Annotated in this window: 17 protein-coding genes; 13 read left to right on the top strand and 4 right to left on the bottom strand. The window is 66.4% G+C overall.

All coding sequences use genetic code 11. The features are described 5' to 3' along the window. Positions 1–7 precede the first annotated feature (7 nt). Positions 8–2,089 carry an excinuclease ABC subunit UvrB gene (gene uvrB, locus ACFQZV_RS10505; RefSeq protein ID WP_378749296.1) on the top strand — a complete coding sequence of 694 codons (2,082 nt, stop codon included), beginning with the start codon at positions 8–10 and terminating at the stop codon, positions 2,087–2,089. Between the two features lie 33 nt (positions 2,090–2,122). Here the strand turns inward: uvrB and ACFQZV_RS10500 are convergent, their stop codons facing one another. Then, positions 2,123–2,377: a hypothetical protein gene (locus ACFQZV_RS10500; protein WP_378749294.1), complete on the bottom strand. Its 255-nt coding sequence runs from the start codon at positions 2,375–2,377 to the stop codon at positions 2,123–2,125. A gap of 36 nt (positions 2,378–2,413) precedes the next feature. Between ACFQZV_RS10500 and ACFQZV_RS10495 the strand changes: the two genes are divergently transcribed. The 12 genes from ACFQZV_RS10495 (at position 2,414) to ACFQZV_RS10440 (ending at position 17,233) form a co-directional block, all read left to right on the top strand. Then, positions 2,414–2,854, top strand: a complete 441-nt coding sequence (locus ACFQZV_RS10495) for a MarR family winged helix-turn-helix transcriptional regulator (protein WP_378749292.1) — start codon at positions 2,414–2,416, stop codon at positions 2,852–2,854. A 145-nt stretch (positions 2,855–2,999) separates the two neighbouring features. Further along, on the top strand, positions 3,000–5,540 hold the full coding sequence (locus ACFQZV_RS10490; protein WP_378749290.1) for a 5'-nucleotidase C-terminal domain-containing protein: 2,541 nt from the start codon (positions 3,000–3,002) through the stop codon (positions 5,538–5,540). 153 nt (positions 5,541–5,693) lie between these two features. Continuing rightward, complete coding sequence (gene uvrA, locus ACFQZV_RS10485; protein ID WP_378749716.1) at positions 5,694–8,597, top strand: excinuclease ABC subunit UvrA; 2,904 nt, start codon at positions 5,694–5,696, stop codon at positions 8,595–8,597. 5 nt (positions 8,598–8,602) lie between these two features. Beyond that, complete coding sequence (uvrC, locus tag ACFQZV_RS10480) at positions 8,603–10,525, top strand: excinuclease ABC subunit UvrC (RefSeq protein ID WP_378749288.1); 1,923 nt, start codon at positions 8,603–8,605, stop codon at positions 10,523–10,525. A 28-nt stretch (positions 10,526–10,553) separates the two neighbouring features. Beyond that, on the top strand, positions 10,554–11,435 hold the full coding sequence (rapZ, locus tag ACFQZV_RS10475; RefSeq protein ID WP_378749286.1) for an RNase adapter RapZ: 882 nt from the start codon (positions 10,554–10,556) through the stop codon (positions 11,433–11,435). Between the two features lie 66 nt (positions 11,436–11,501). Further along, positions 11,502–12,476 carry a DNA-binding protein WhiA gene (whiA, locus tag ACFQZV_RS10470; protein ID WP_378749284.1) on the top strand — a complete coding sequence of 325 codons (975 nt, stop codon included), beginning with the start codon at positions 11,502–11,504 and terminating at the stop codon, positions 12,474–12,476. Between the two features lie 138 nt (positions 12,477–12,614). Then, the gene (locus ACFQZV_RS10465) at positions 12,615–13,235 is read left to right on the top strand and encodes a superoxide dismutase (RefSeq protein WP_378749714.1); all 621 of its coding nucleotides are present in this window, start codon (positions 12,615–12,617) and stop codon (positions 13,233–13,235) included. Between the two features lie 255 nt (positions 13,236–13,490). Then, complete coding sequence (gene gap, locus ACFQZV_RS10460) at positions 13,491–14,501, top strand: type I glyceraldehyde-3-phosphate dehydrogenase (RefSeq protein ID WP_378749282.1); 1,011 nt, start codon at positions 13,491–13,493, stop codon at positions 14,499–14,501. Between the two features lie 8 nt (positions 14,502–14,509). Continuing rightward, positions 14,510–15,724, top strand: coding sequence for a phosphoglycerate kinase (locus ACFQZV_RS10455; RefSeq protein WP_378749280.1), 1,215 nt, complete (start codon positions 14,510–14,512; stop codon positions 15,722–15,724). Then, on the top strand, positions 15,715–16,503 hold the full coding sequence (tpiA, locus tag ACFQZV_RS10450) for a triose-phosphate isomerase (RefSeq protein WP_378749278.1): 789 nt from the start codon (positions 15,715–15,717) through the stop codon (positions 16,501–16,503). The genes ACFQZV_RS10455 and tpiA overlap by 10 nt, the downstream gene beginning before the upstream one ends. 128 nt (positions 16,504–16,631) lie before the next feature. Then, a complete protein-coding gene (secG, locus tag ACFQZV_RS10445; protein WP_378749276.1) occupies positions 16,632–16,880 on the top strand; it encodes a preprotein translocase subunit SecG in 249 nt (82 codons plus the stop codon). Further along, the gene (locus ACFQZV_RS10440; protein ID WP_378749275.1) at positions 16,880–17,233 is read left to right on the top strand and encodes an RNA polymerase-binding protein RbpA; all 354 of its coding nucleotides are present in this window, start codon (positions 16,880–16,882) and stop codon (positions 17,231–17,233) included. Before secG ends, ACFQZV_RS10440 begins: the two co-directional genes overlap by 1 nt. A gap of 45 nt (positions 17,234–17,278) precedes the next feature. Here ACFQZV_RS10440 and pgl read toward each other — a convergent pair whose 3' ends face one another. The 3 genes from pgl to zwf are packed head-to-tail and all read right to left on the bottom strand — an operon-like array spanning position 17,279 to position 20,560. Beyond that, a complete protein-coding gene (pgl, locus tag ACFQZV_RS10435; RefSeq protein ID WP_378749273.1) occupies positions 17,279–18,061 on the bottom strand; it encodes a 6-phosphogluconolactonase in 783 nt (260 codons plus the stop codon). A gap of 7 nt (positions 18,062–18,068) precedes the next feature. Continuing rightward, the gene (locus ACFQZV_RS10430; protein ID WP_378749271.1) at positions 18,069–19,013 is read right to left on the bottom strand and encodes a glucose-6-phosphate dehydrogenase assembly protein OpcA; all 945 of its coding nucleotides are present in this window, start codon (positions 19,011–19,013) and stop codon (positions 18,069–18,071) included. Beyond that, a complete protein-coding gene (gene zwf / locus ACFQZV_RS10425; RefSeq protein ID WP_378749269.1) occupies positions 19,010–20,560 on the bottom strand; it encodes a glucose-6-phosphate dehydrogenase in 1,551 nt (516 codons plus the stop codon). The genes ACFQZV_RS10430 and zwf overlap by 4 nt, the downstream gene beginning before the upstream one ends. Between the last annotated feature and the right edge of the window lie 5 nt (positions 20,561–20,565).

The raw sequence follows: 20,565 nt of genomic DNA, 5'->3' as shown, positions 1-20,565 counted from the left end.
TGGAGGGGTGCAGACCACACGTTCCGTCCGACCGTTCGAGGTCGTCAGCGACTACGCACCCTCCGGCGATCAGCCCCAGGCAATCGCCGACCTTGCGGCGCGTATCAACGCGGGCGAGACCGACGTCGTGCTGCTCGGGGCGACCGGTACCGGCAAGTCGGCGACGACGGCCTGGCTCGTCGAGGCCGTGCAACGACCCACGCTCGTGCTTGCACACAACAAGACGTTGGCCGCGCAGCTCGCCAACGAGTTCCGCGAACTCATGCCGCACAATGCGGTCGAGTACTTCGTCAGCTATTACGACTATTACCAACCCGAGGCCTACGTGCCGCAGACCGACACCTTCATCGAGAAGGACTCGTCGATCAATGCCGAGGTCGAGCGGCTGCGACATTCGACGACGAATTCACTGCTGAGTCGGCGCGACGTCGTCGTGGTGTCGACCGTCTCATGCATCTACGGTCTGGGGTCGCCCGAGGAATACCTGCGCGCGATGGTGGCGCTCCAGGTCGGCGAGCGTTACGACCGCGACGCGCTCATCCGCAAATTCATCGCGATGCAGTACAACCGCAACGACGTCGACTTCTCGCGCGGCAACTTCCGCGTGCGAGGCGACACGATCGAGATCATCCCGGTGTACGAAGAGTTCGCCGTGCGTATCGAGCTGTTCGGCGACGAGATCGAGGGGCTCTACATGCTCCATCCGCTCACCGGTGACGTCATTCAAAAGCTCGACTCGGTGCCGATCTTCCCCGCGACCCACTACGCGGCCGGCACCGACACCGTCCAGCGTGCGATCGGCACGATCGAGGACGAACTGGCCGAGCGCCTCCGAGACCTCGAGTCACAGAACAAGCTGCTCGAAGCCCAGCGACTGCGCATGCGCACGACCTTCGACCTCGAGATGCTGCAACAGCTCGGCTTCTGCTCGGGAATCGAGAACTACTCCCGTCACCTCGACGGACGCTCGGCCGGAGAGCCTCCCCACACTCTGTTGGACTTCTTCCCCGACGACTTCCTCATGGTCATCGACGAGTCGCACGTGACCGTTCCGCAGATCGGCGCGATGTACGAGGGCGACGCGTCGCGCAAGCGCACCCTGGTCGAGCACGGGTTCCGGTTGCCGAGCGCGATGGACAACCGCCCGCTGCGATGGGACGAGTTCAAAGACCGGGTGGGGCAGACCGTGTACCTCTCCGCAACCCCGGGGCGATACGAGATGGGGATCGCCGACGGCGTCGTCGAGCAGATCATCCGGCCGACAGGCCTCGTCGACCCCGAGATCATCGTGAAGCCCTCGAAGGGGCAGATCGATGATCTCCTCGAAGAGATCCGCGTGCGTGTCGAGCGCGACGAGCGTGTGCTGGTGACGACGCTGACGAAGAAGATGGCGGAGGAGCTCACCGACTTTCTGGGCGAGCACGGCGTGCGTGTGCGGTATCTGCACTCCGACGTCGACACGCTGCGACGCGTCGAACTGCTCAGTGAGCTGCGGTCGGGTGTGTACGACGTGCTCGTCGGAATCAATCTGCTCCGCGAGGGCCTGGATCTGCCCGAGGTGTCGCTCGTGGCGATCCTCGATGCCGACAAAGAGGGGTTCCTGCGCAGCGGCACGTCGCTCATCCAGACCATCGGCCGCGCCGCCCGCAACGTGTCCGGTCAGGTTCACATGTACGCCGACACGATCACCGATTCGATGCGCAACGCGATCGACGAGACCGAGCGTCGGCGCGAGATGCAGATCTCGTACAACCGCGAGAACGGAATCGATCCCCAACCGTTGCGCAAACGGATCGCCGACATCACCGAGGTGCTGGCGCGCGAGGCATCCGACACCGATCGGATGCTGAGAGGAAAGGCCGCGGCGAAGACGAAGAGCGGTAAGGGCTCGTCGCCGACTCCGCAGCTGCGCCGCGAGGGAATCGCGGCAGAAGGAGCGCAGCAGCTCGAGTCGACGATCGCCGACCTCAGCGCGCAGATGCTCGCGGCGGCGGACGAACTCAAGTTCGAGTTGGCCGCCCGGCTTCGCGACGAGGTCCAGGATCTGAAGCGCGAACTGCGGGCGATGGAACAGGCCGGGCACGCCTAGCGATACCTGTCGAACGGACGGCGCTCCACGGGATCATCGTGGGCAGTGCATGAGTGGCTTCGGGCCGCTGCGATCGATCTCGTGGGTGTTCATCGCGGCGCCGCACAGTGGGCAGGATCGCTCCGCTCTCGCCTGTGCCGACGGTGGGGGAGTCGCCTCATAGGGGCCGACGGCGGCGGGCCCGGCCGCGCGCACGAGCGCGGAGTTGAACCAGGCGTACCAGCCGCCGGCCGCTCGCACGCGGGCTCGCAGGCTCGGCTGATCGGCATCCTTCGCTGTCATATTCATGAGTGTACTAACCATTCGGCGCCATAGGATCGACATATGGATGATCGTGATGAGCTCCTCGCGCTCGATAACCAGGTGTGTTTCGCGATCGTCACGGCCGCGCGCAACGTCGTCTCGATCTATCGGCCGATCCTCGAGCCATTGGGCCTCACGCATCCGCAGTATCTCGTCATGCTCGCCCTGTGGGAATCCGAGCCGCGCACGCTGGGGGAACTCGCCGATGCCCTCGCGCTGGAGCCGGCCACGGTGTCACCGCTGGTCAAGCGGCTCGAGAAGCAGGGACTGCTCCAACGCGCCCGCGCGTCTGAGGACGAGCGGGCGCTCGCGATTCGCGCGACGCCCGAGGGTCGCGCGCTGCGCGAGCGCGCACTCGACGTTCCCGGGCAGGTCATGGCGGCCGTCGGCGCCGATGCCGAGCGCCTCGGCCTCTTGCGCGACGCGCTCGCGCCGTTCGCAGGCGGGCGCAGGGGTCGCTGATGAACGGTCATGCAGACGGCCGATGAACTCTCTCTCATCTTGATAGGCGGCACGCGCACGAAACCCTAGGCTCAGCATCGGTGCACCGGCGCGTCAGCGCGCCGCACACCGAACCTGTTTGCATGCACACGGAGAGAACCCACTCATGACAACGAGTCATCCACGCGCGGGCGCGAACCGCCGGCGTCTGCTCGGTACCGGCGCCACCGTCACCGCCGCAGTGCTGGGCGCCGGCCTGTTGGCCGGCGCGCCCGCCCACGCCGCCGACGATGTGACGATCAATCTCGTCACGATCAACGACCTGCACGGACGCATCGAATCGTCCTCCCCGGCGGGCGGGATGGCGGCGATCACGACCGCCGTCGAGCAGGTGCGCGCCGCCAACCCGAACACGATCTTCGCGTCTGCCGGTGACAACATCGGCGCATCGACGTTCACCTCCTTCATCCAGCAGGATGCCCCGACGATCGATGCCCTCAATGTCGCGGGGCTCGATGTCAGTGCCGCCGGAAACCACGAGTTCGACCTCGGCTTCGCCGACCTGCGCGACCGGGTCATCCCGCGGGCGCAGTTCTCGCACCTCGGCGCGAACGTCTATTACGACGACGGCACCCGGGCACTCGAGCCGTATGAGATCGTGACGGTCGCCGGAGATGTCGACGTTGCGTTCGTGGGAGCCGTCACCGAAGAGATGCCGTCACTCGTGAGCCCCGCCGGAATCGCGGGGATCGAGTTCCGCGACATCGCCTCCGAGGTGAACATCGCCGCCGACGCCGCGCTGGCGGACGGCGCCGAGATCGTTATCGCGCTCGTCCATGAAGGCGGGTCCTCTGATCCCGCGGATGCCGCAGACCCGACGACGCCGCTCGGCGACATCGTCACAGGGCTCGACGGCGACATCGACATGCTGGTGACCTCCCACACCCACGCGACGTATGCCTATGACGTCGATGACCTTCGCGTGACCCAGGCAGGACAGTACGGTGAGCGCCTTCAGAACACCGCGATCACCTATGACCGCGAGAGCGGCGACGTGTCGTTCGCGACGACCGAGACGATCTCGATGTGGAACACCTCGGTGAGCCCCGCCGTCCGGAATGTGACGCCCGACCTCGACAACCCCGTCGTCGCCGCGGTCGACAGCATCGTGAGCGAGGCCGTCGCCTATGCGCAGGCAGAGGGCGGTGTGCCGTTGGGCGACATCACCGCCGACCTTCGCCGCGAGCGTCAGCCACGCACGCCGACCGCCGACAACCCCTCGACGACCGAGGAGGCGCGCGGGGCCGAGTCGACCCTGGGCAACTTCGTCGCCGACGTCCAGCTGTGGGCAGCGCAGCAGCGCTTCTCAGACGTGCAGATCGCGTTCATGAACCCGGGTGGGCTGCGAGCGGATCTGGCGTACGCGAGTTCCGGCGCGAACGACCCCGACGGCAACGTCACCTATGCCGAAGCCGCAGCCGTCCAACCTTTCGCGAACACGCTCGTGACGATGTCACTCACCGGCGAGCAGATCGCGGCTCTGCTCGAGGAGCAGTGGCAGCCCGCGGCGGCCTCGCGACCGTTCCTCAAACTCGGCGTGTCCGACGGACTGACCTACGTCACCGACTACGCGGCGGCGGCGGGCTCGCGGGTGACGAACCTGCGACTGGACGATCAGCCGGTCGACCCGGCGGCGACCTACCGCATCGTCACGAACTCGTTCCTCGCATCGGGCGGCGACAACTTCGGCACCTTCGCGGCGGGCACGGCGCGGGCTGATTCCGGGCTCATCGACCTCTCCGCGATGGTCGACTACCTCGACGCGAACTCACCGGCCGCGCCCGACCTCGCACAGCGCTCGATCGGCGTCTCGCTCTCCGCTCCTGCGGCGGCGACCGGCTATGCGCCGGGCGAGTCGATCACGATCGATCTCGCGTCGCTGGACTTCACCCAGACCTCGGTCGCCGCCGAGACGGTCGCCGTGTCGATCGGCGGAGTGGACGTCGGATCGGCCGCGATCGACCGTTCGCTCGTCCGCCTCACCGACGAAGCCGGCCAGGCAAGCCTCGACGTCGTCGTCCCGGAGGGACTGACGGGTGAGGTCGCCCTGCGGATCACCACGCCGGCGGGCACCGACTTCACGCTGCCGATCGTGGTGGCCGAGCCGGACACGACCGCGCCGACGGTCACCGTCAAGCCGGAGTCGCAGGGCGCCGACGGCGTCTTCCGCTCGGTGTCGTTCAAGCTCTTCGACGAGGGCAAGATCGACCGGCTGACGCTCAACGGCGTCGAGAAGGACCTGACCGACAATCGGTGGTCGGACCTCAACAGCGTGACCCCCGGTCGGTTCGGGGCCGTCGCCGGTGCCAACACGCTCCTCGTCTATGACGTGGCAGGCAACGTCACAACGGTCGAGTTCGTCCTCGACGTGACGGCTCCGACGGTCACCGTCAAGCAAGGGGCGAACTTCACCGTCGGTACGCCGGCGGACGGATACGAGAAGGTCTCGTTCAAGCTGTTCGACGCCTACGAGATCGACCGGTTGACGCTCAACGGCGTCGAGAAGAACCTCAGCGACAATCGGTGGTCGGATCTGAACTTCGTCCGACCGGGCGCGTTCGGCGGCATCGTCGGCACGAACGAGCTGAAGGTCTACGACGTGCTCGGCAACGTCACGACCGTGACCTTCGAACTGCGCAACCCGTAGGTCGAAAAGCAGGTGGGATGCCGGGGCCTCGGGCTTCGGCATCCCACCTTTCGTTCGTGCCTGGGCACCGGAGCCGATGTCGGAGGCCCCGCCTAAACTTGACGGGTGCCCATCGTCCCTGTCGTCGCCGAGAATCTGAACGGATCAGCGTCTGTGAACACCCCGTCCCTGCCCGTCCGCCACTCCAGCGGAAGTCTCAGCGTCCGGGGAGCGCGCGTTCACAACCTGAAAGACGTCGACCTCGACATCCCGCGCGATGCACTCGTCGTCTTCACCGGTTTGTCGGGCTCGGGCAAGTCGAGCCTCGCGTTCGACACGATCTTCGCCGAAGGCCAGCGGCGCTACGTCGAATCGCTGAGTGCCTATGCGCGTCAGTTCCTCGGACAGGTCGACCGGCCCGACGTCGATTTCATCGAGGGGTTGAGCCCCGCTGTCTCGATCGATCAGAAGTCGACCAACCGCAACCCTCGTTCGACCGTCGGCACGATCACCGAGATCCACGACTACATGCGACTGCTGTGGGCGCGCATCGGTGTTCCGCATTGTCCGGAGTGCGGTGAACAGATCCAGCGGCAGACGGTGCAGCAGATCGCCGATCAGCTCATGGAGCTTCCAGAGCGGACGCGCTATCAGATCGTCGCGCCGGTGGTGACGCAGAAGAAGGGCGAGTTCGTCGACCTCTTCAAGGAATTGGCTGCCAAGGGCTATGCGCGAGCCATCGTCGATGGCGAGCTCGTGCAGCTTTCTGAGCCTCCGACGCTCAAGAAGAGCTACAAGCATGACATCGCCGTCGTGGTCGACCGCCTCGTGGCCACGGCCGACATCCTCAGTCGCGTCACCGACTCCGTCGAGACCGCTCTGGGTCTCGCGTCGGGGGTCATGCAGGTCAACTTCGTCGACGAAGAAGGCGACGCGGCGTGGCAGTCGTTCTCCGAAAAGCTCGCGTGCCCGAACGGCCACCCGTTGCAGCTCACCGAGATCGAGCCGCGCACCTTCTCATTCAACGCGCCCTTCGGCGCGTGTCCTGCCTGCTCGGGGCTAGGAACGCGGATGTCGGTCGATGTCGAACTGATGCTCGGCGATGAAGAGCTCTCGATTTCCGAAGGTGTTCTCATCCCGTGGACCACCCAGGGCAAGGGGCTTTACCAGTACTACGAACGCCTTCTTCAGGGGCTGGCCGCCGACCTCGACTTCTCGCTCGAAACGCCGTGGAAACACCTGCCCGAGGAAGTCCGTGAGGCGATCCTGCGTGGCGAGAACTACAAGGTCACCGTCAAGTGGAAGAACCGCTACGGACGTGAGATGAGGTACTCCTCGGGGTTCGAGGGCGTGGTGCCGTACATCGAGCGGCAGTATCTGCAGGCAGAGAGCGACACCCAACGCCAACGGTGGTCCGAGTACCTGCGTGAAGTCCCGTGCCCCGTCTGTGACGGAGACCGACTCAAGCCCGAGGTGCTTGCGGTGCTCGTGCACGGGCACTCGATCGCCGAAGCCTCGCGCATGAGTCTCGCCGATGCACACGCATTCTTCGCCGACCTCGAACTGACCGATCGTGAAGCGAAGATCGCCGCCGCCGTCCTGCGGGAGATCCGAGCGCGGCTCGACTTTCTGCTGCAGGTCGGACTGACCTACCTCAGCCTGAGCCGATCGGCCGGCTCGCTCTCGGGTGGAGAGGCCCAGCGCATCCGACTCGCCACGCAGATCGGATCCGGCCTGACCGGAGTGCTCTACGTCTTGGACGAACCGTCGATCGGTCTGCACCAGCGCGACAACCGACGATTGATCGAAACGCTCGTCACCCTGCGCGACCTCGGCAACACTCTCATCGTGGTCGAACACGACGAAGAGACCATTCACGCGGCCGACTGGATCGTCGACATCGGCCCTCGCGCCGGTGTCGAGGGGGGCGAGGTCGTGCACTCGGGGCCGCTCGGATCGCTCCTCGAGGACCGCAGATCGATCACGGGCGACTTCCTCTCGGGACGGCGGGCCATCGCCACGCCCGCGAAGCGGCGGAAGATCGACAAACAACGGCGCGTCACCGTCGTCGGTGCCCGAGAGAACAATCTGAAGAACATCACGGTGGACTTTCCGCTGGGCGTGCTGACATCCGTGACGGGTGTCAGCGGGTCAGGCAAGTCGACGCTCGTGAACGGAATCCTCTACGAGGTGCTCGCGACCCGACTCAACGGCGCGCGCCGTGTCGCCGGGAAGCACACCCGTGTGACCGGGCTCGACAACCTCGACAAGGTCGTCCACGTCGATCAGGCGCCCATCGGACGAACGCCGCGCTCGAACCCCGCCACCTACACCGGGGTCTTCGACCGCATCCGCACGCTCTTCAGTGACACCCCCGAAGCGAAGGCGCGCGGCTACTTGCCCGGGCGCTTCAGCTTCAACGTCAAAGGCGGCCGCTGCGAGGCGTGCTCCGGCGACGGCACGATCAAGATCGAGATGAACTTCCTGCCCGACGTCTACGTCGACTGTGAGGTGTGTCACGGCAAGCGGTACAACCGCGACACCCTCGCCGTGCACTACAAAGGCAAGAACATCGCCGAGGTGCTCGAGATGCCGATCGCAGAGGCAGCCGACTTCTTCGAACCGATCCAGGCGATCCATCGTTACCTTCGGACGCTGGTCGACGTCGGTCTCGGCTATGTGCGGCTCGGCCAGTCGGCGACGACACTGTCCGGTGGTGAGGCGCAGCGCGTCAAGCTCGCGACCGAACTCCAGCGTCGCTCCAACGGCCGCTCGATCTACGTCCTCGACGAACCGACGACCGGACTCCACTTCGAAGACGTCGCGCGTCTGCTCGAGGTGCTGAACGGACTGGTCGACAAAGGCAACACGGTGATCGTCATCGAGCACAACCTCGACGTCATCAAGTCCTCCGACTGGATCATCGATCTCGGTCCCGAGGGCGGTGCAGGCGGCGGCGAGGTCGTCGCGACCGGAACGCCCGAGCAGGTCGCGCGCGCCGACGGCAGCCACACCGGCGTCTTCCTCGCCGAAGTCCTGGACCGCACCACGCCGGCGGTCGAGCGAAAGGCGGGTTGACCGCGGTGGCACGCTCCGTCCCCACGGTGGCCTACAAGCCCAAACCGGGGGAGATCCCGACCAATCCCGGGGTCTACCGCTTCCGGGATGCTTCGGGGCGCGTGCTGTACGTCGGCAAGGCGAAGAACCTCCGCGCCCGCCTGTCGAACTACTTCGCGCCGCTGCACACGCTCCACGAGCGCACGCGTCGCATGGTGACAACGGCGGCTTCGGTCGAGTGGACGGTCGTCGCGAGCGATGTGGACTCCCTCCAGCTCGAGTACATGTGGATCAAGGAGTTCGATCCACCGTTCAACGTGCGCTACCGCGACGACAAGTCCTACCCCTTCATGGCGATCACCCTCGGAGACGAGGCGCCACGGGTGATGGTCACCCGCAACCGTCGCATCTCGGGAGCACGCTATTTCGGCCCGTATCCCAAGGTGTGGGCGGTGCACGACACGATCGACCAGATGATCAAGGTCTTTCCGATCCGCACGTGCAGCGACTCGTCCTACAAGAAGGCGATGGCATCGGGACGACCGTGCTTTCCCGGACAGATCGGGCGCTGTGGAGGGCCATGTTCGATGCGTGTCACGGTCGAGGAACACCGGGCCATCGTCGATGACTTCGTCGCTTTCATGGCAGGGGGTGACCAACGCTTCACGCGGGACCTCACCGCGCGCATGCGCGAAGCTTCAGCGGCGATGGACTACGAGGCCGCGGCCACCTACCGGGATCGACTCGAGGCGATCGACGCCGTCCTCAGCAGGAGCGCGCTCGTGCTCACCGAAGACACCGACGCCGACCTGTTCGGCATCGCCGAAGACGAACTCGCCGCGGCCGTCCAGCATTTCGTGATCCGCGGCGGCCGTGTGCGCGGCGTACGTGCGACGACGATCGAGAAAGAGCTCGACATCTCGGGGGGAGACCTCGTCGATCAGATCATCCAGCGTGCGTATGGTGAGGCCGCGCCCGCCGACATTCCGCGCGAAGTGCTCGTGCCGTCGCTTCCCGACGACTCTGATGAGCTCGAAGCGTGGCTGCGCGAGCGCCGCGGCAAGGGCGTCGCCATCCGTGTCGCTCGGCGCGGCAACAAGGCCGACCTGCTCAAGACCGCGACGCTCAACGCGGAGCAGGCGCTCATGCTGCACAAGACCCGCCGGACGAGCGATTACGTGGCGCGCACACAAGCACTCACCGACCTGCAGGAGGCGCTCGGACTCGCCGAGGCGCCGTTGCGCATCGAGGGCTTCGACGTGTCGCATCTGGGCGGCACGAACGTCGTGGCATCGATGGTCGTCTTCGAAGACGGTCTGCCCCGCAAAGACCAATACCGTTCGTTCGGTGTTGCCGAGACCACCGACGACACCGACTCGCTGCACCAGGTGCTGACGCGCCGGCTCGCCTACCTCGATCGTCCGTCCGACGAACCTGTGTCGGAAGCACTCACCGAGGTGGCCACGGCTCCCGGGCAGGATGTCGTGGTTGCGGCCCCGAAACGCCCACGGTTCGCCTACCGCCCCCAGCTCCTCGTCGTCGACGGCGGTAAGCCCCAGGTGGAGGCCGCTGCGCGTGCCCTCCGAGAAGCCGGCCATGACGAGATCCCGCTGTGCGGCATCGCCAAGAGGCTTGAGGAGGTATGGCTACCGGGGGAGGACTATCCGGTGATCCTGCCGCGCACGAGCGAGGCGCTCTACCTGCTGCAGCGACTGCGCGATGAGGCGCACCGTTTCGCCATCCGTCATCAGCGCAAGCGGCGACGACGCGACATCCACAGTGTGCTCGCGGAAGTGCCCGGCCTCGGCGACGCACGCATCAAGGCGCTCCTGCGACACTTCGGATCGGTGACCGCACTGCGAGGTGCGACCACGGAAGAGATCGAAGCGTTGCCCGGCGTCGGTCCCAAGCTCGCTGCCGCGATCCACGACCACCTGGCGAGTCGATAGGCTGGCAACGCGCGAGCGGGGAGAGGTCATGACGGAGGACGAACGACGCGACGGCGCCGAGGTGCTCATCGTGACGGGCATGTCGGGGGCGGGTCGCTCGACGGCGGCGAACGCGCTCGAAGACCTTGACTGGTACGTGGTCGACAATCTGCCTCCACAGATGCTGAGACCCCTCCTCGACCTCACCCAGATCGCCGCCGACGCACTCCCCAAGGTGGCTGCCGTGGTCGACGTGCGCGGTCGCGATCTGTTCGCGGAACTCCCCGAGGTCATGCGCACCCTCCGCGATCGGCGACGTCTGCGCACCGTGTTCCTCGACGCCGCCGACGACGTGCTCGTACGGCGTTTCGAAGCGGTGCGACGCCCGCATCCGCTGCAGGGCGACGGCACGATCATCGACGGCATCCGACGTGAACGCGACCGACTCGCCGTCGTTCGAGAACGCGCGGACATCATCATCGACACGTCGACGCTGAACATCCACCAACTCTCCACGCGGATCGTCGAACTGTTCGCCGAAGAGGGAGCCGCCCGCCACACCCTCACCGTGATGAGCTTCGGGTTCAAGTACGGGCTCCCGCCGGACGCCGACATGGTCGCCGACATGCGTTTTCTGCCGAATCCCTTCTGGAACGACGAGCTCAAGTCGCTCACCGGTGAGGACGATGCGGTGGTCGACTTCGTCCTGGCACAGGAGGGTGCCGTCGAGTTCATCGATGCCTATGCGCGGGCGCTCGTGCCGGTGCTCGAGGGATACCAGCGCGAGAACAAGCGGCATTCGGTCGTGGCCGTCGGGTGCACGGGGGGCAAGCACCGCTCCGTCGTGACGACCGGTGAACTCGCCTCACGGCTTGCCGGAGTGCCGGGAGTCGCCGTTCGCACCAAACACCGCGATCTCGGACGAGAGTGACGCCACGCCGTCTCGGCGGCGGCGGTAGGCTGGACGATCGTCCCGCCCACCTGATGAAGGAGCCCCGTGTCGCTGACCGCCGAAGTGAAGGCCGAACTCGTTTCGGTCCGCGACCCCCGACCGCACGCGCGTGTGGCCGAGCTCACCGCGATCCTGCGGTTCTCGGGTGGGCTTCACTCGATCGCCAACCGCGTGGCCGTCGAGGCCGAACTGGACTCCGATCCGCTCGCCCGACGTGTCGCCCGTGAGCTCATGGAGATCTACGGGGTCCGCCCCGAACTCGCCCACGTGCAGGGATCGGGTGGACGAGGCAACCACTTCGCGGTGCGCGTGATCGACGGCGGTGAGACCCTCGCGCGCCAGACCGGACTTCTCGACCAGCGCCGACGTCCCGTCCGTGGCCTCCCGAACAAACTCACCACCGGCTCGCGGGAGGATCTCGCTGCGATCTGGCGGGGGGCGTTCCTCGCCGCCGGATCTCTGAGCGAGCCCGGCCGCTCCGCGGCGCTCGAAGTGGCGTGCCCGTCCGGCGAAGCCGCCATGGCGCTCGTGGGGGCGGCGCACCGGATCGGGATCGCCGCAAAGGCCCGCGAGGTCCGCGGCATCCCGCGCGTCGTCGTGCGCGAAGGCGAGGCCATCCGTGTCGCGCTCGCGCAGATGGGTGCCGTCCGTGCCGCAGCGGAGTGGGACCAGCTCCGCCAACGCCGCGAGGTACGCGCCGGTGTCAATCGCCTCGTCAACTTCGACGACGCCAACCTGCGGCGCTCCGCACAAGCGGCCGTCGCGGCGTGCGCGCGGGTCGAGCGCGCACTGGAGATCCTCGGTGACGAAGTGCCCGATCACTTGCGCGAAGCCGGCGACCTCCGCCTTGCCCATCGGGACGCCAGCCTCGACGAACTCGGGCATCACGCCGATCCTCCGCTCACGAAGGACGCCGTCGCCGGCCGCATCCGTCGGCTGCTGGCGATGGCAGACAAGAAGGCCGAACAGGACGGGATCCCGGGAACCGAATCCGCTGTGCCTCCCGGCATCGACGCCTGAATCGTCTCGATAACTTCTCATCCGGCGGGAAGCAACCCCCTGCCGCACGCGTTGACGGTCAGTAGGATGACAGACGTCACCCCACGCCGCGACGCAGCGATGTCGTTCGTTCCCGCGGCGCCGACAGGAAGAGAGAAAATGGCGACCTATACGCTTCCCGATCTGCCCTACGACTACGCCGCGCTCGAGCCGCACGTCAGTGCGACGATCATGCAGCTGCACCATGACAAGCACCACCAGGCCTATGTGACCGGCGCCAACACCGCGCTCGAGCAGCTCGCCGAGGCGCGCGACAAGGGCGACTTCGCGAACGTGAACAAGCTCGAGAAGGACCTCGCCTTCAACCTCGGTGGACACACCAACCATTCGATCTTCTGGACCAACATGTCGCCGGACGGGGGAGACAAGCCCACGGGCGAGCTCGCGTCCGCGATCGACGACCACTTCGGGTCGTTCGACAAGTTCACCGGACACTTCACCGCCGCCGCGCTCGGGGTCCAGGGTTCGGGCTGGGCGGGTCTGTTCTGGGACTCGATCGGTGAGAACCTCATCATCCAGCAGTTCTTCGACCAGCAGGCCCAGTTCGCCGCCGGCACGGTGCCGCTGCTGCTCCTCGACGTGTGGGAGCACGCGTACTACCTCGACTACAAGAACGTCCGCGCGGACTACGTGAAGGCGTTCTGGAACATCGCGAACTGGGAGAACGTGCAGTCCCGGTTCACGACGGCGCGCGAGAAGACGTCCGGCCTGCTCGTCTGACCGACGTCGACCTCGGGATGCCCGGCGCCTCACCCATGGGGCTGCCGGGCATCCGTCGTCCTCGGGATGTCTCGGCACGATCGGCACGGTTCGGACTGCGAGGTCCCGGGCATCTGCGCTAGTGTCGAGGACAGGTGAGGATGCCTCGGCGGTTCCCCGGACGGGGACGGCAGAGCATCCTCTCTTTCAAGGAGAGATCGCGTGGCAGGGGCCCCGATCAGGGCTTCCCGGCGCGAAGAGACAACGGGAGACACCGTGACCGTCAAGATCGGCATCAACGGCTTCGGCCGCATCGGACGCAACTACCTCCGCGCCGCCCTCGAACAGGGCGCAGACATCGACATCGTGGCGGTGAACGACCTCACTGACAACAAGACCCTCGCGCATCTGCTGAAGTACGACTCCGTCGGCGGACGTCTCGCCGAGGAGGTCTCGTACACCGAGGACTCCATCACCGTCGGCGGCAAGAGCATCAAGGTCTTCGAAGAGCGCGACCCTGCCAACCTTCCCTGGGGCGACCTCGGCGTCGACATCGTCATCGAATCGACCGGACGCTTCACGAAGGCCGTGGACGCCAAGAAGCACATCGCCGGCGGTGCCAAGAAGGTGCTCATCTCGGCGCCCGGCACCGACGTCGACGGCACCTTCGTCATGGGCGTCAACGACAACGAATACGACCCCGAGACGATGCACGTCATCTCGAACGCCTCGTGCACGACGAACTGCCTCGCACCGCTGGCGAAGGTGTTCAACGACAACTTCGGCATCGAGCGTGGTTTCATGATGACGGCGCACGCCTACACCGCCGACCAGAACCTGCAGGACGGCCCTCACGGCGACCTCCACCGCGCCCGTGCCGCAGCACTGAACATCGTGCCGGCCGCGACCGGCGCCGCCAAGGCGATCGGACTCGTGCTGCCCGAGCTCAACGGCAAGCTCAGTGGCTCGTCTTACCGCGTGCCGGTCCCCACCGGCTCGATCGTCGATCTCACGATCATCACGCCGACCGAGGGGCTCACCAAGGAGACCATCAATGCGGCCTACGAAGCGGCTGCCGCCGACGGTGCGCTGGTCGGCTACCTGAAGTACAACACCGACGCGATCGTCTCGACCGACATCGTCCACGACCCGCACTCGTCGGTGTTCGACGCCGGTCAGACGAACGTCAGCGGAAACCTCGTCAAGGTCTCGGCGTGGTACGACAACGAGTGGGGCTACTCCAACCGTCTCGTCGACCTCACCGAGCTCGTCGCCAGCAAGCTCTGACGGCGATCATGGCTCTGCGCACCCTCGATTCGCTGGGGTCGCTCGCAGGCAAGCGGGTCATCGTCCGTGTCGACTTCAACGTTCCCCTCAAGGACGGAGTCATCACGGACGATGGCCGCGTGCGCGCGGCGCTTCCCACGCTCAACGCCCTGATCAATCAGGGCGCCCGCCTCGTGCTCTGCTCTCATCTCGGTCGGCCCGCCGGTGCGCCGGATCCGGCCTTCAGCCTGGCTCCCGTCGCCCAGCGACTGTCTGAACTGCTGGGAAAGCCGGTGGCGATGGCGCGTGACACCGTCGGTGAATCCGCGCACGAGGCGGTCGCCGCGCTCGAAGACGGCGAAGTCGCGGTGCTGGAGAACCTGCGGTTCAACGCGGGCGAGACGGCGAAGGATGCGGCAGAGCGCCGTGCGTTCGCCGAACAGCTCGCCGCACTCGGTGACGCCCTCGTGTCAGATGGGTTCGGCGTTGTTCACCGCAAGCAGGCTTCGGTGTACGACCTCGCAGAGATCCTTCCGTCGGCGGCCGGGTTCCTCGTCGCCGGCGAGGTCGAGGTGCTTGATCGCCTCACCGAGAATCCGCAACGGCCCTACACGGTGGTACTGGGCGGATCGAAGGTGAGCGACAAACTCGGCGTCATCGCCCACCTGCTCCCGCGCGTGGACCGTCTGCTCGTCGGCGGCGGAATGATGTTCACCTTCCTCGCAGCACAGGGGCACAAGGTCGGAGCGAGCCTGCTCGAAGCCGACCAGCTCGACACGGTGACCGGGTACATGCGTGAGGCCGCCGAGCGCGGCGTCGAGCTCGTCCTCCCGGTCGATGCCGTGATGGCCTCGTCCTTCAGCGCCGACGCCGAGCATGTGGTCGCCGATGCCGCCCACCTCGAGGACACCGCCTTCGGTGCGTCCGGGATGGGGCTGGACATCGGTCCGCGCACGGCTGAGCTCTTCGCTGAGTCGATCCGCGATTCGCGGACGGTGTTCTGGAACGGTCCGATGGGTGTGTTCGAGATGTCGGCTTTCGCCGCAGGCACCCGCACGGTCGCCCAGGCTCTGACGGAAGTCGAGGGGCTGTCGGTCGTCGGTGGTGGCGACTCCGCCGCGGCGGTTCGTCAGCTCGGGTTTTCTGACGACGCCTTCGGCCACATCTCGACCGGCGGCGGCGCCAGCCTGGAATTCCTCGAAGGTAAGAAGCTCCCCGGACTGGAGGTCCTCGGATGGCAGTGACGCGTACGCCCCTCATCGCGGGCAATTGGAAGATGAACCTCGATCACCTGCAGGCGGTCGCGTTCGTGCAGAAGCTGCATTGGACGCTGAAGGATGCCAAGCACGATGACGACTCGGTCGAGGTCGCGGTCTTCCCGCCGTTCACCGACCTGCGCACGGTGCAGACTCTGCTCGATGCCGACAAGATCCCGTTCGCTCTCGGTGCGCAGGACGTTTCGGCTCACGACGCGGGCGCGTACACCGGTGAGATCTCGGGCGCGTTCCTGGCGAAGCTCGACAATCGCTACGTGATCATCGGTCACTCCGAACGTCGGCAATACCACGCCGAGACCGACGAGGTCGTCGCGGCGAAGGTGCAGGCAGCGCTTCGCCACGGACTCGCCCCTGTCATCTGCGTGGGCGAGACCTCGGAGGACCTGGAAAAGTACGGCGCCAGCGCCGTTCCGGTCGGTCAGCTCGAGGTGGCGCTGGAGGGTGTCACCGCCGACGCCGACATCGTCGTCGCATACGAGCCGGTATGGGCGATCGGCTCCGGCCAGGCAGCCACTCCTGAGCAGGCGCAGGATGTCTGTGCGAAGCTGCGAGCCGTCGTGGCCGAACGACTCGGTGAGGACGCCGCAGCGCGCACGCGCGTGCTGTACGGCGGTTCGGTGAAGGCTGCGAACATCGCGAGCTTCATGCGCGAACCCGACGTGGACGGCGCGCTCGTCGGCGGAGCGAGCCTCGTGGTCGACGAATTCGCGGCCATCATCCGCTACCAGAAGCACGTCGGGGTCTGACTCGACGATGTCCTCGGCCCGCCGCATCCGCGTGACCGCGGGCGCGGGTCGGGGACCCTGGTGTCGGAGACGGTATACTCGACGTTTGTGCGATCGCTGACCGATCGTCCCGAAAGGCTTTCCAGACTGTGCAGATCCTCGAGTTCGTCCTGCAGGTGATCCTCGGCATCACGAGCCTCCTGCTGACCCTCCTCATCCTCCTTCACAAGGGTCGCGGTGGCGGCCTGTCCGACATGTTCGGCGGCGGCATGACGTCCGCGCTGGGTTCGTCGGGTCTGGCGGAACGGAACCTCAACAGGTTCACCGTCGTCCTTGCGTTGGCGTGGTTCGTGTCCATCGTGGCCCTCGGGCTCATCACCAAGTTCCAGGGGCTGTAATGGCGACAGGCGGCAATGCGATCCGAGGCACCCGAGTCGGTGCAGGACCGATGGGCGAGCAGGATCACGGCTATCACGCCGACCGTGTGGCGATCTCGTATTGGGATGCCATGGGCAACGAAACGGTGCGCTACTTCGCCGCGGGAGTTCCCGAGGAAGAGATTCCCGAAACGATCGACTCGCCGCATTCCGGTCTCCCCGCGGGGCGAGACAAGGCCAACCCGCCTGCGGTCGCGAAGACCGAGCCGTACAAGACCCATCTCGCTTACGTGAAGGAGCGTCGCACCGACGACGAGGCGGATGCCCTCCTCGACGACGCGCTCACGCAATTGCGTCAGCGCCGCGGCGAGTAAGCTGCGGCGACGGGCGCGGCCAGCGTCCGCCGCGCCTTGCGACACTCAGTATTCGCGGTCGATGAGCTCCGGGGGAACCTCGGCTGCTGCGGCATCGTCGACGAAGAAGACGGTGCGCTGCGTGCCTTTCGCGCCCGCTGCGGGCACACTCTCGTAGCTGGCGCCGGCCAGGGCGAGCCCGAGTGCTGCGGCTTTGTCCGCACCCGCGATCACCAGCCACACCCGCTTGGACGAGTTGATCACCGGTCGCGTCATCGTGATGCGCTCGGGTGGCGGCTTGGGGGAGTCGCGCACAGGAACGACCGCTCGATCCGTGACCTGGATCTCGGGCCGATCGGGGAACAGCGACGCGATATGGGCGTCGGGACCGACACCGAGGAAGCAGACGTCGAATGCCGGCCATGGACGGTCGGGAATACCGAACCGCGACAGTTCTCTGGCGTAGGACTCCGCCGCGGCGTCGAGATCGGCATCCGTGTCGTCGGATGCGGGAGCGAAATGAAGGTTCTCGCGAGGCACGGGAAGAGAATCCAGGAGTGCTTCGCGGGACTGCTTGTCGTTTCGGTCGGAGGACTCGCGGGCCACGAAGCGCTCGTCGCTCCACCAGAAATGGACCAGCGACCAATCGATCTGCGCGATCCGGGCATCCGACGCGGCTGCAGCGAGGACGGCGCCACCCATCGAGCCGCCTGTCAGCGACACATGGACGACCTTGCCCCGTTCGGTGCGCTTGACCACGCGCGCGATGAACCTCCGGGCCACCGCATCGGCGAGGTCGCGCGGAGTCGGCGCGATGACCACCCGCTTTTCCACCCAGAACTCTGGCATTGGTCTCCTACGTCTCCGACGGTGCACCGAGGAGCTCCCAGCCCTCGGTGATGACCCGACCATACAAGACGTCGGGATCCAGGCGGCGCAGCTCTTCGGCGAGGCACTCCCGCAGGGTGCGACGCGTCATCGTCAGGTCGTGTTGGGGTTGTCCCGGCTGTGTCAGGCACGCGACCGACGAGGTCGATCGCTCGAGCAGGATCTCGCCCGAGGCGCGGCTCAGGCGCACGGACTTGATGCCATGACGCCACGTGTCCTCGGGCAGGTACGCCCAGTCGACGGGGACGTCCAGCTGGAGACGAAGCCACGCCGCGAGCAGCGCCGTGGACGGTGAGCTCGCCGCGCCCCGCACCTCGACGCGGGTGATCTCCTCGTACGGCGGCTGGTCGAGCACCGCGGCGAGCTGCTCGCGCCAGTGCGTGAGCCTCGTCCAAGCGAGATCGGTGTCTCCCGGAGCGTAATTCTCACCCAGTGAGCCCACCCACGCCGAAGGATCGGACTTCGTGGCTGCATCGGTGATCCGTCTTTGGGCGATCCGCCCGATCGACGTCCTCGCCGGGGTCTCGGGGGTGGTGTTCGGCCACCAGACCACGACCGGGGCGTCGGGGAGGAGCAATCCCGTCACCAGGCTCTCGAGGTTCGAACGTCCCGCGTCGCCCAGGGCGCGCAAGGTCACGACCTCACTCGCGCCGGCGTCGCCGCCGACACGGATCTGGGCGTCCAGACGGGAGTCACCCTCGTGGTCGTCTTCGACCATCACCACGATCACGCGCATCGGGTGCTCTCGCGATGCGTCATTCGCGGCCTCGATGACCTCTTCCACGGCGCCCTCGCGCGTGAGGATGATGAGCGTGAGCACGCGTCCGAGGGCGACGGCACCGCCCTCTTCGCGCACACTGACGAGAGCACGGGAGATCTTGCTGACGGTCGTGTCGGGCAGGTCGACGATCATGGGCGCCTCCAGGTTCGTCCGTCGCGCGAGAGCATCTCATCGGCGGAGTCAGGGCCCCACGAACCGGGGGCGTACTGCTCGAGCGGGCCACCCTCGGCATCCCAGAACCGCTCGATCGGATCCAGGATCTTCCACGACAGTTCGACCTCTTCGTGGCGAGGGAAAAGCGGGGGATCGCCCAGCAGGACGTCGAGGATGAGCCGCTCATAGGCCTCGGGGCTCGCTTCGGTGAAAGCATGTCCGTACCCGAAGTCCATGGTCACGTCACGCACCTGCGCGCTGGCACCGGGCACTTTCGAGCCGAACCGGATCGTCACCCCCTCATCGGGCTGCACGCGGATCACGAGCGCATTCTGACCCTGACCGGTCGTCTGGCTGCGGGGGAACAGCAGTTCGGGTGCGCGTTTGAACACCACGGCGATCTCCGTCACCCGTCGGCCCAGACGCTTGCCCGTCCGCAGGTAGAACGGTACCCCCGCCCAGCGGCGGGTATTGATCTCGAGCGTGATCGCGGCGTAGGTCTCGGTGGTCGATTGCGGGTTCATGCCTTCCTCTTCGAGGAAGCCGAGCACCTTCTCGCCGCCCTGCCATCCACCGGCGTACTGCCCACGTGCCGTCGACCGCGCGAGGTCGTCCGGCAGTGTCACGGCTGCGAGCACCTTCTCTTTCTCGGCCCGCAGGTCTTTCGCGTCGAACGAGATGGGCTCCTCCATCGCCGTGAGCGCGAGCAACTGGAGGAGATGGTTCTGGATCACATCCCGCGCGGCTCCGATCCCGTCGTAGTAGCCCGCACGCCCACCGACTCCGATGTCTTCGGCCATCGTGATCTGCACGTGGTCGACGTAGTTGCTGTTCCACAGCGGCTCGTACAACGTGTTCGCGAAGCGCAGCGCGAGAATGTTCTGGACCGTCTCTTTGCCGAGGTAGTGATCGATCCGGAAGATCGAATCCGTCGGGAACGCGGCGCGCAGCGCATCGTTGAGCGACCGTGCCGACTCGAGGTCGTGACCGAATGGCTTCTCGATCACGACGCGGCGCCACCGTTCGGGCTGATCGGCCGTGTCATCGACCAGCCCAGAGGCCTTCAGCTGTTCGGCGACCAGCGGGAAGTCCTTCGGCGGAATCGAGAGGTAGAACGCGTGGTTCCCCATCGTTCCGCGTTCGGCATCGAGCGTATCGACGGTCTCTTTGAGGCGCACGAACGCTTCCGCGTCGTCGAACTGGCCGGAGACGAAGCGGATGCCCTGCATGAGCTGCTGCCAGGTCTCTTCACGGAACTCGGTGCGAGCGTGTGCCCGCACCGCGTCGTAGACCACGTGCGCGAAGTCCTGGTCCTGCCAATCACGGCGAGCGAATCCGACCAGCGCGAACCCGGGCGGCAACAACCCACGATTGGCGAGGTCGTAGACCGCCGGCATGAGCTTCTTGCGGGAGAGGTCGCCGGTCACTCCGAAGATGACGAGGGCGCTGGGCCCGGCGATGCGGTTCAGACGGTGGTCTTCGGGCGCGCGCAAGGGATTGCGCCCTCGCGAGATCTGCACGGTCATACGAC

This window comes from Microbacterium koreense (assembly GCF_042677105.1).
GTDB classification, from domain to species: Bacteria; Actinomycetota; Actinomycetes; order Actinomycetales; family Microbacteriaceae; genus Microbacterium; species Microbacterium koreense.
The sequence above is the reverse complement of the archived record's forward strand: the minus strand, read 5'-3'. Positions and strand labels throughout refer to the sequence as shown.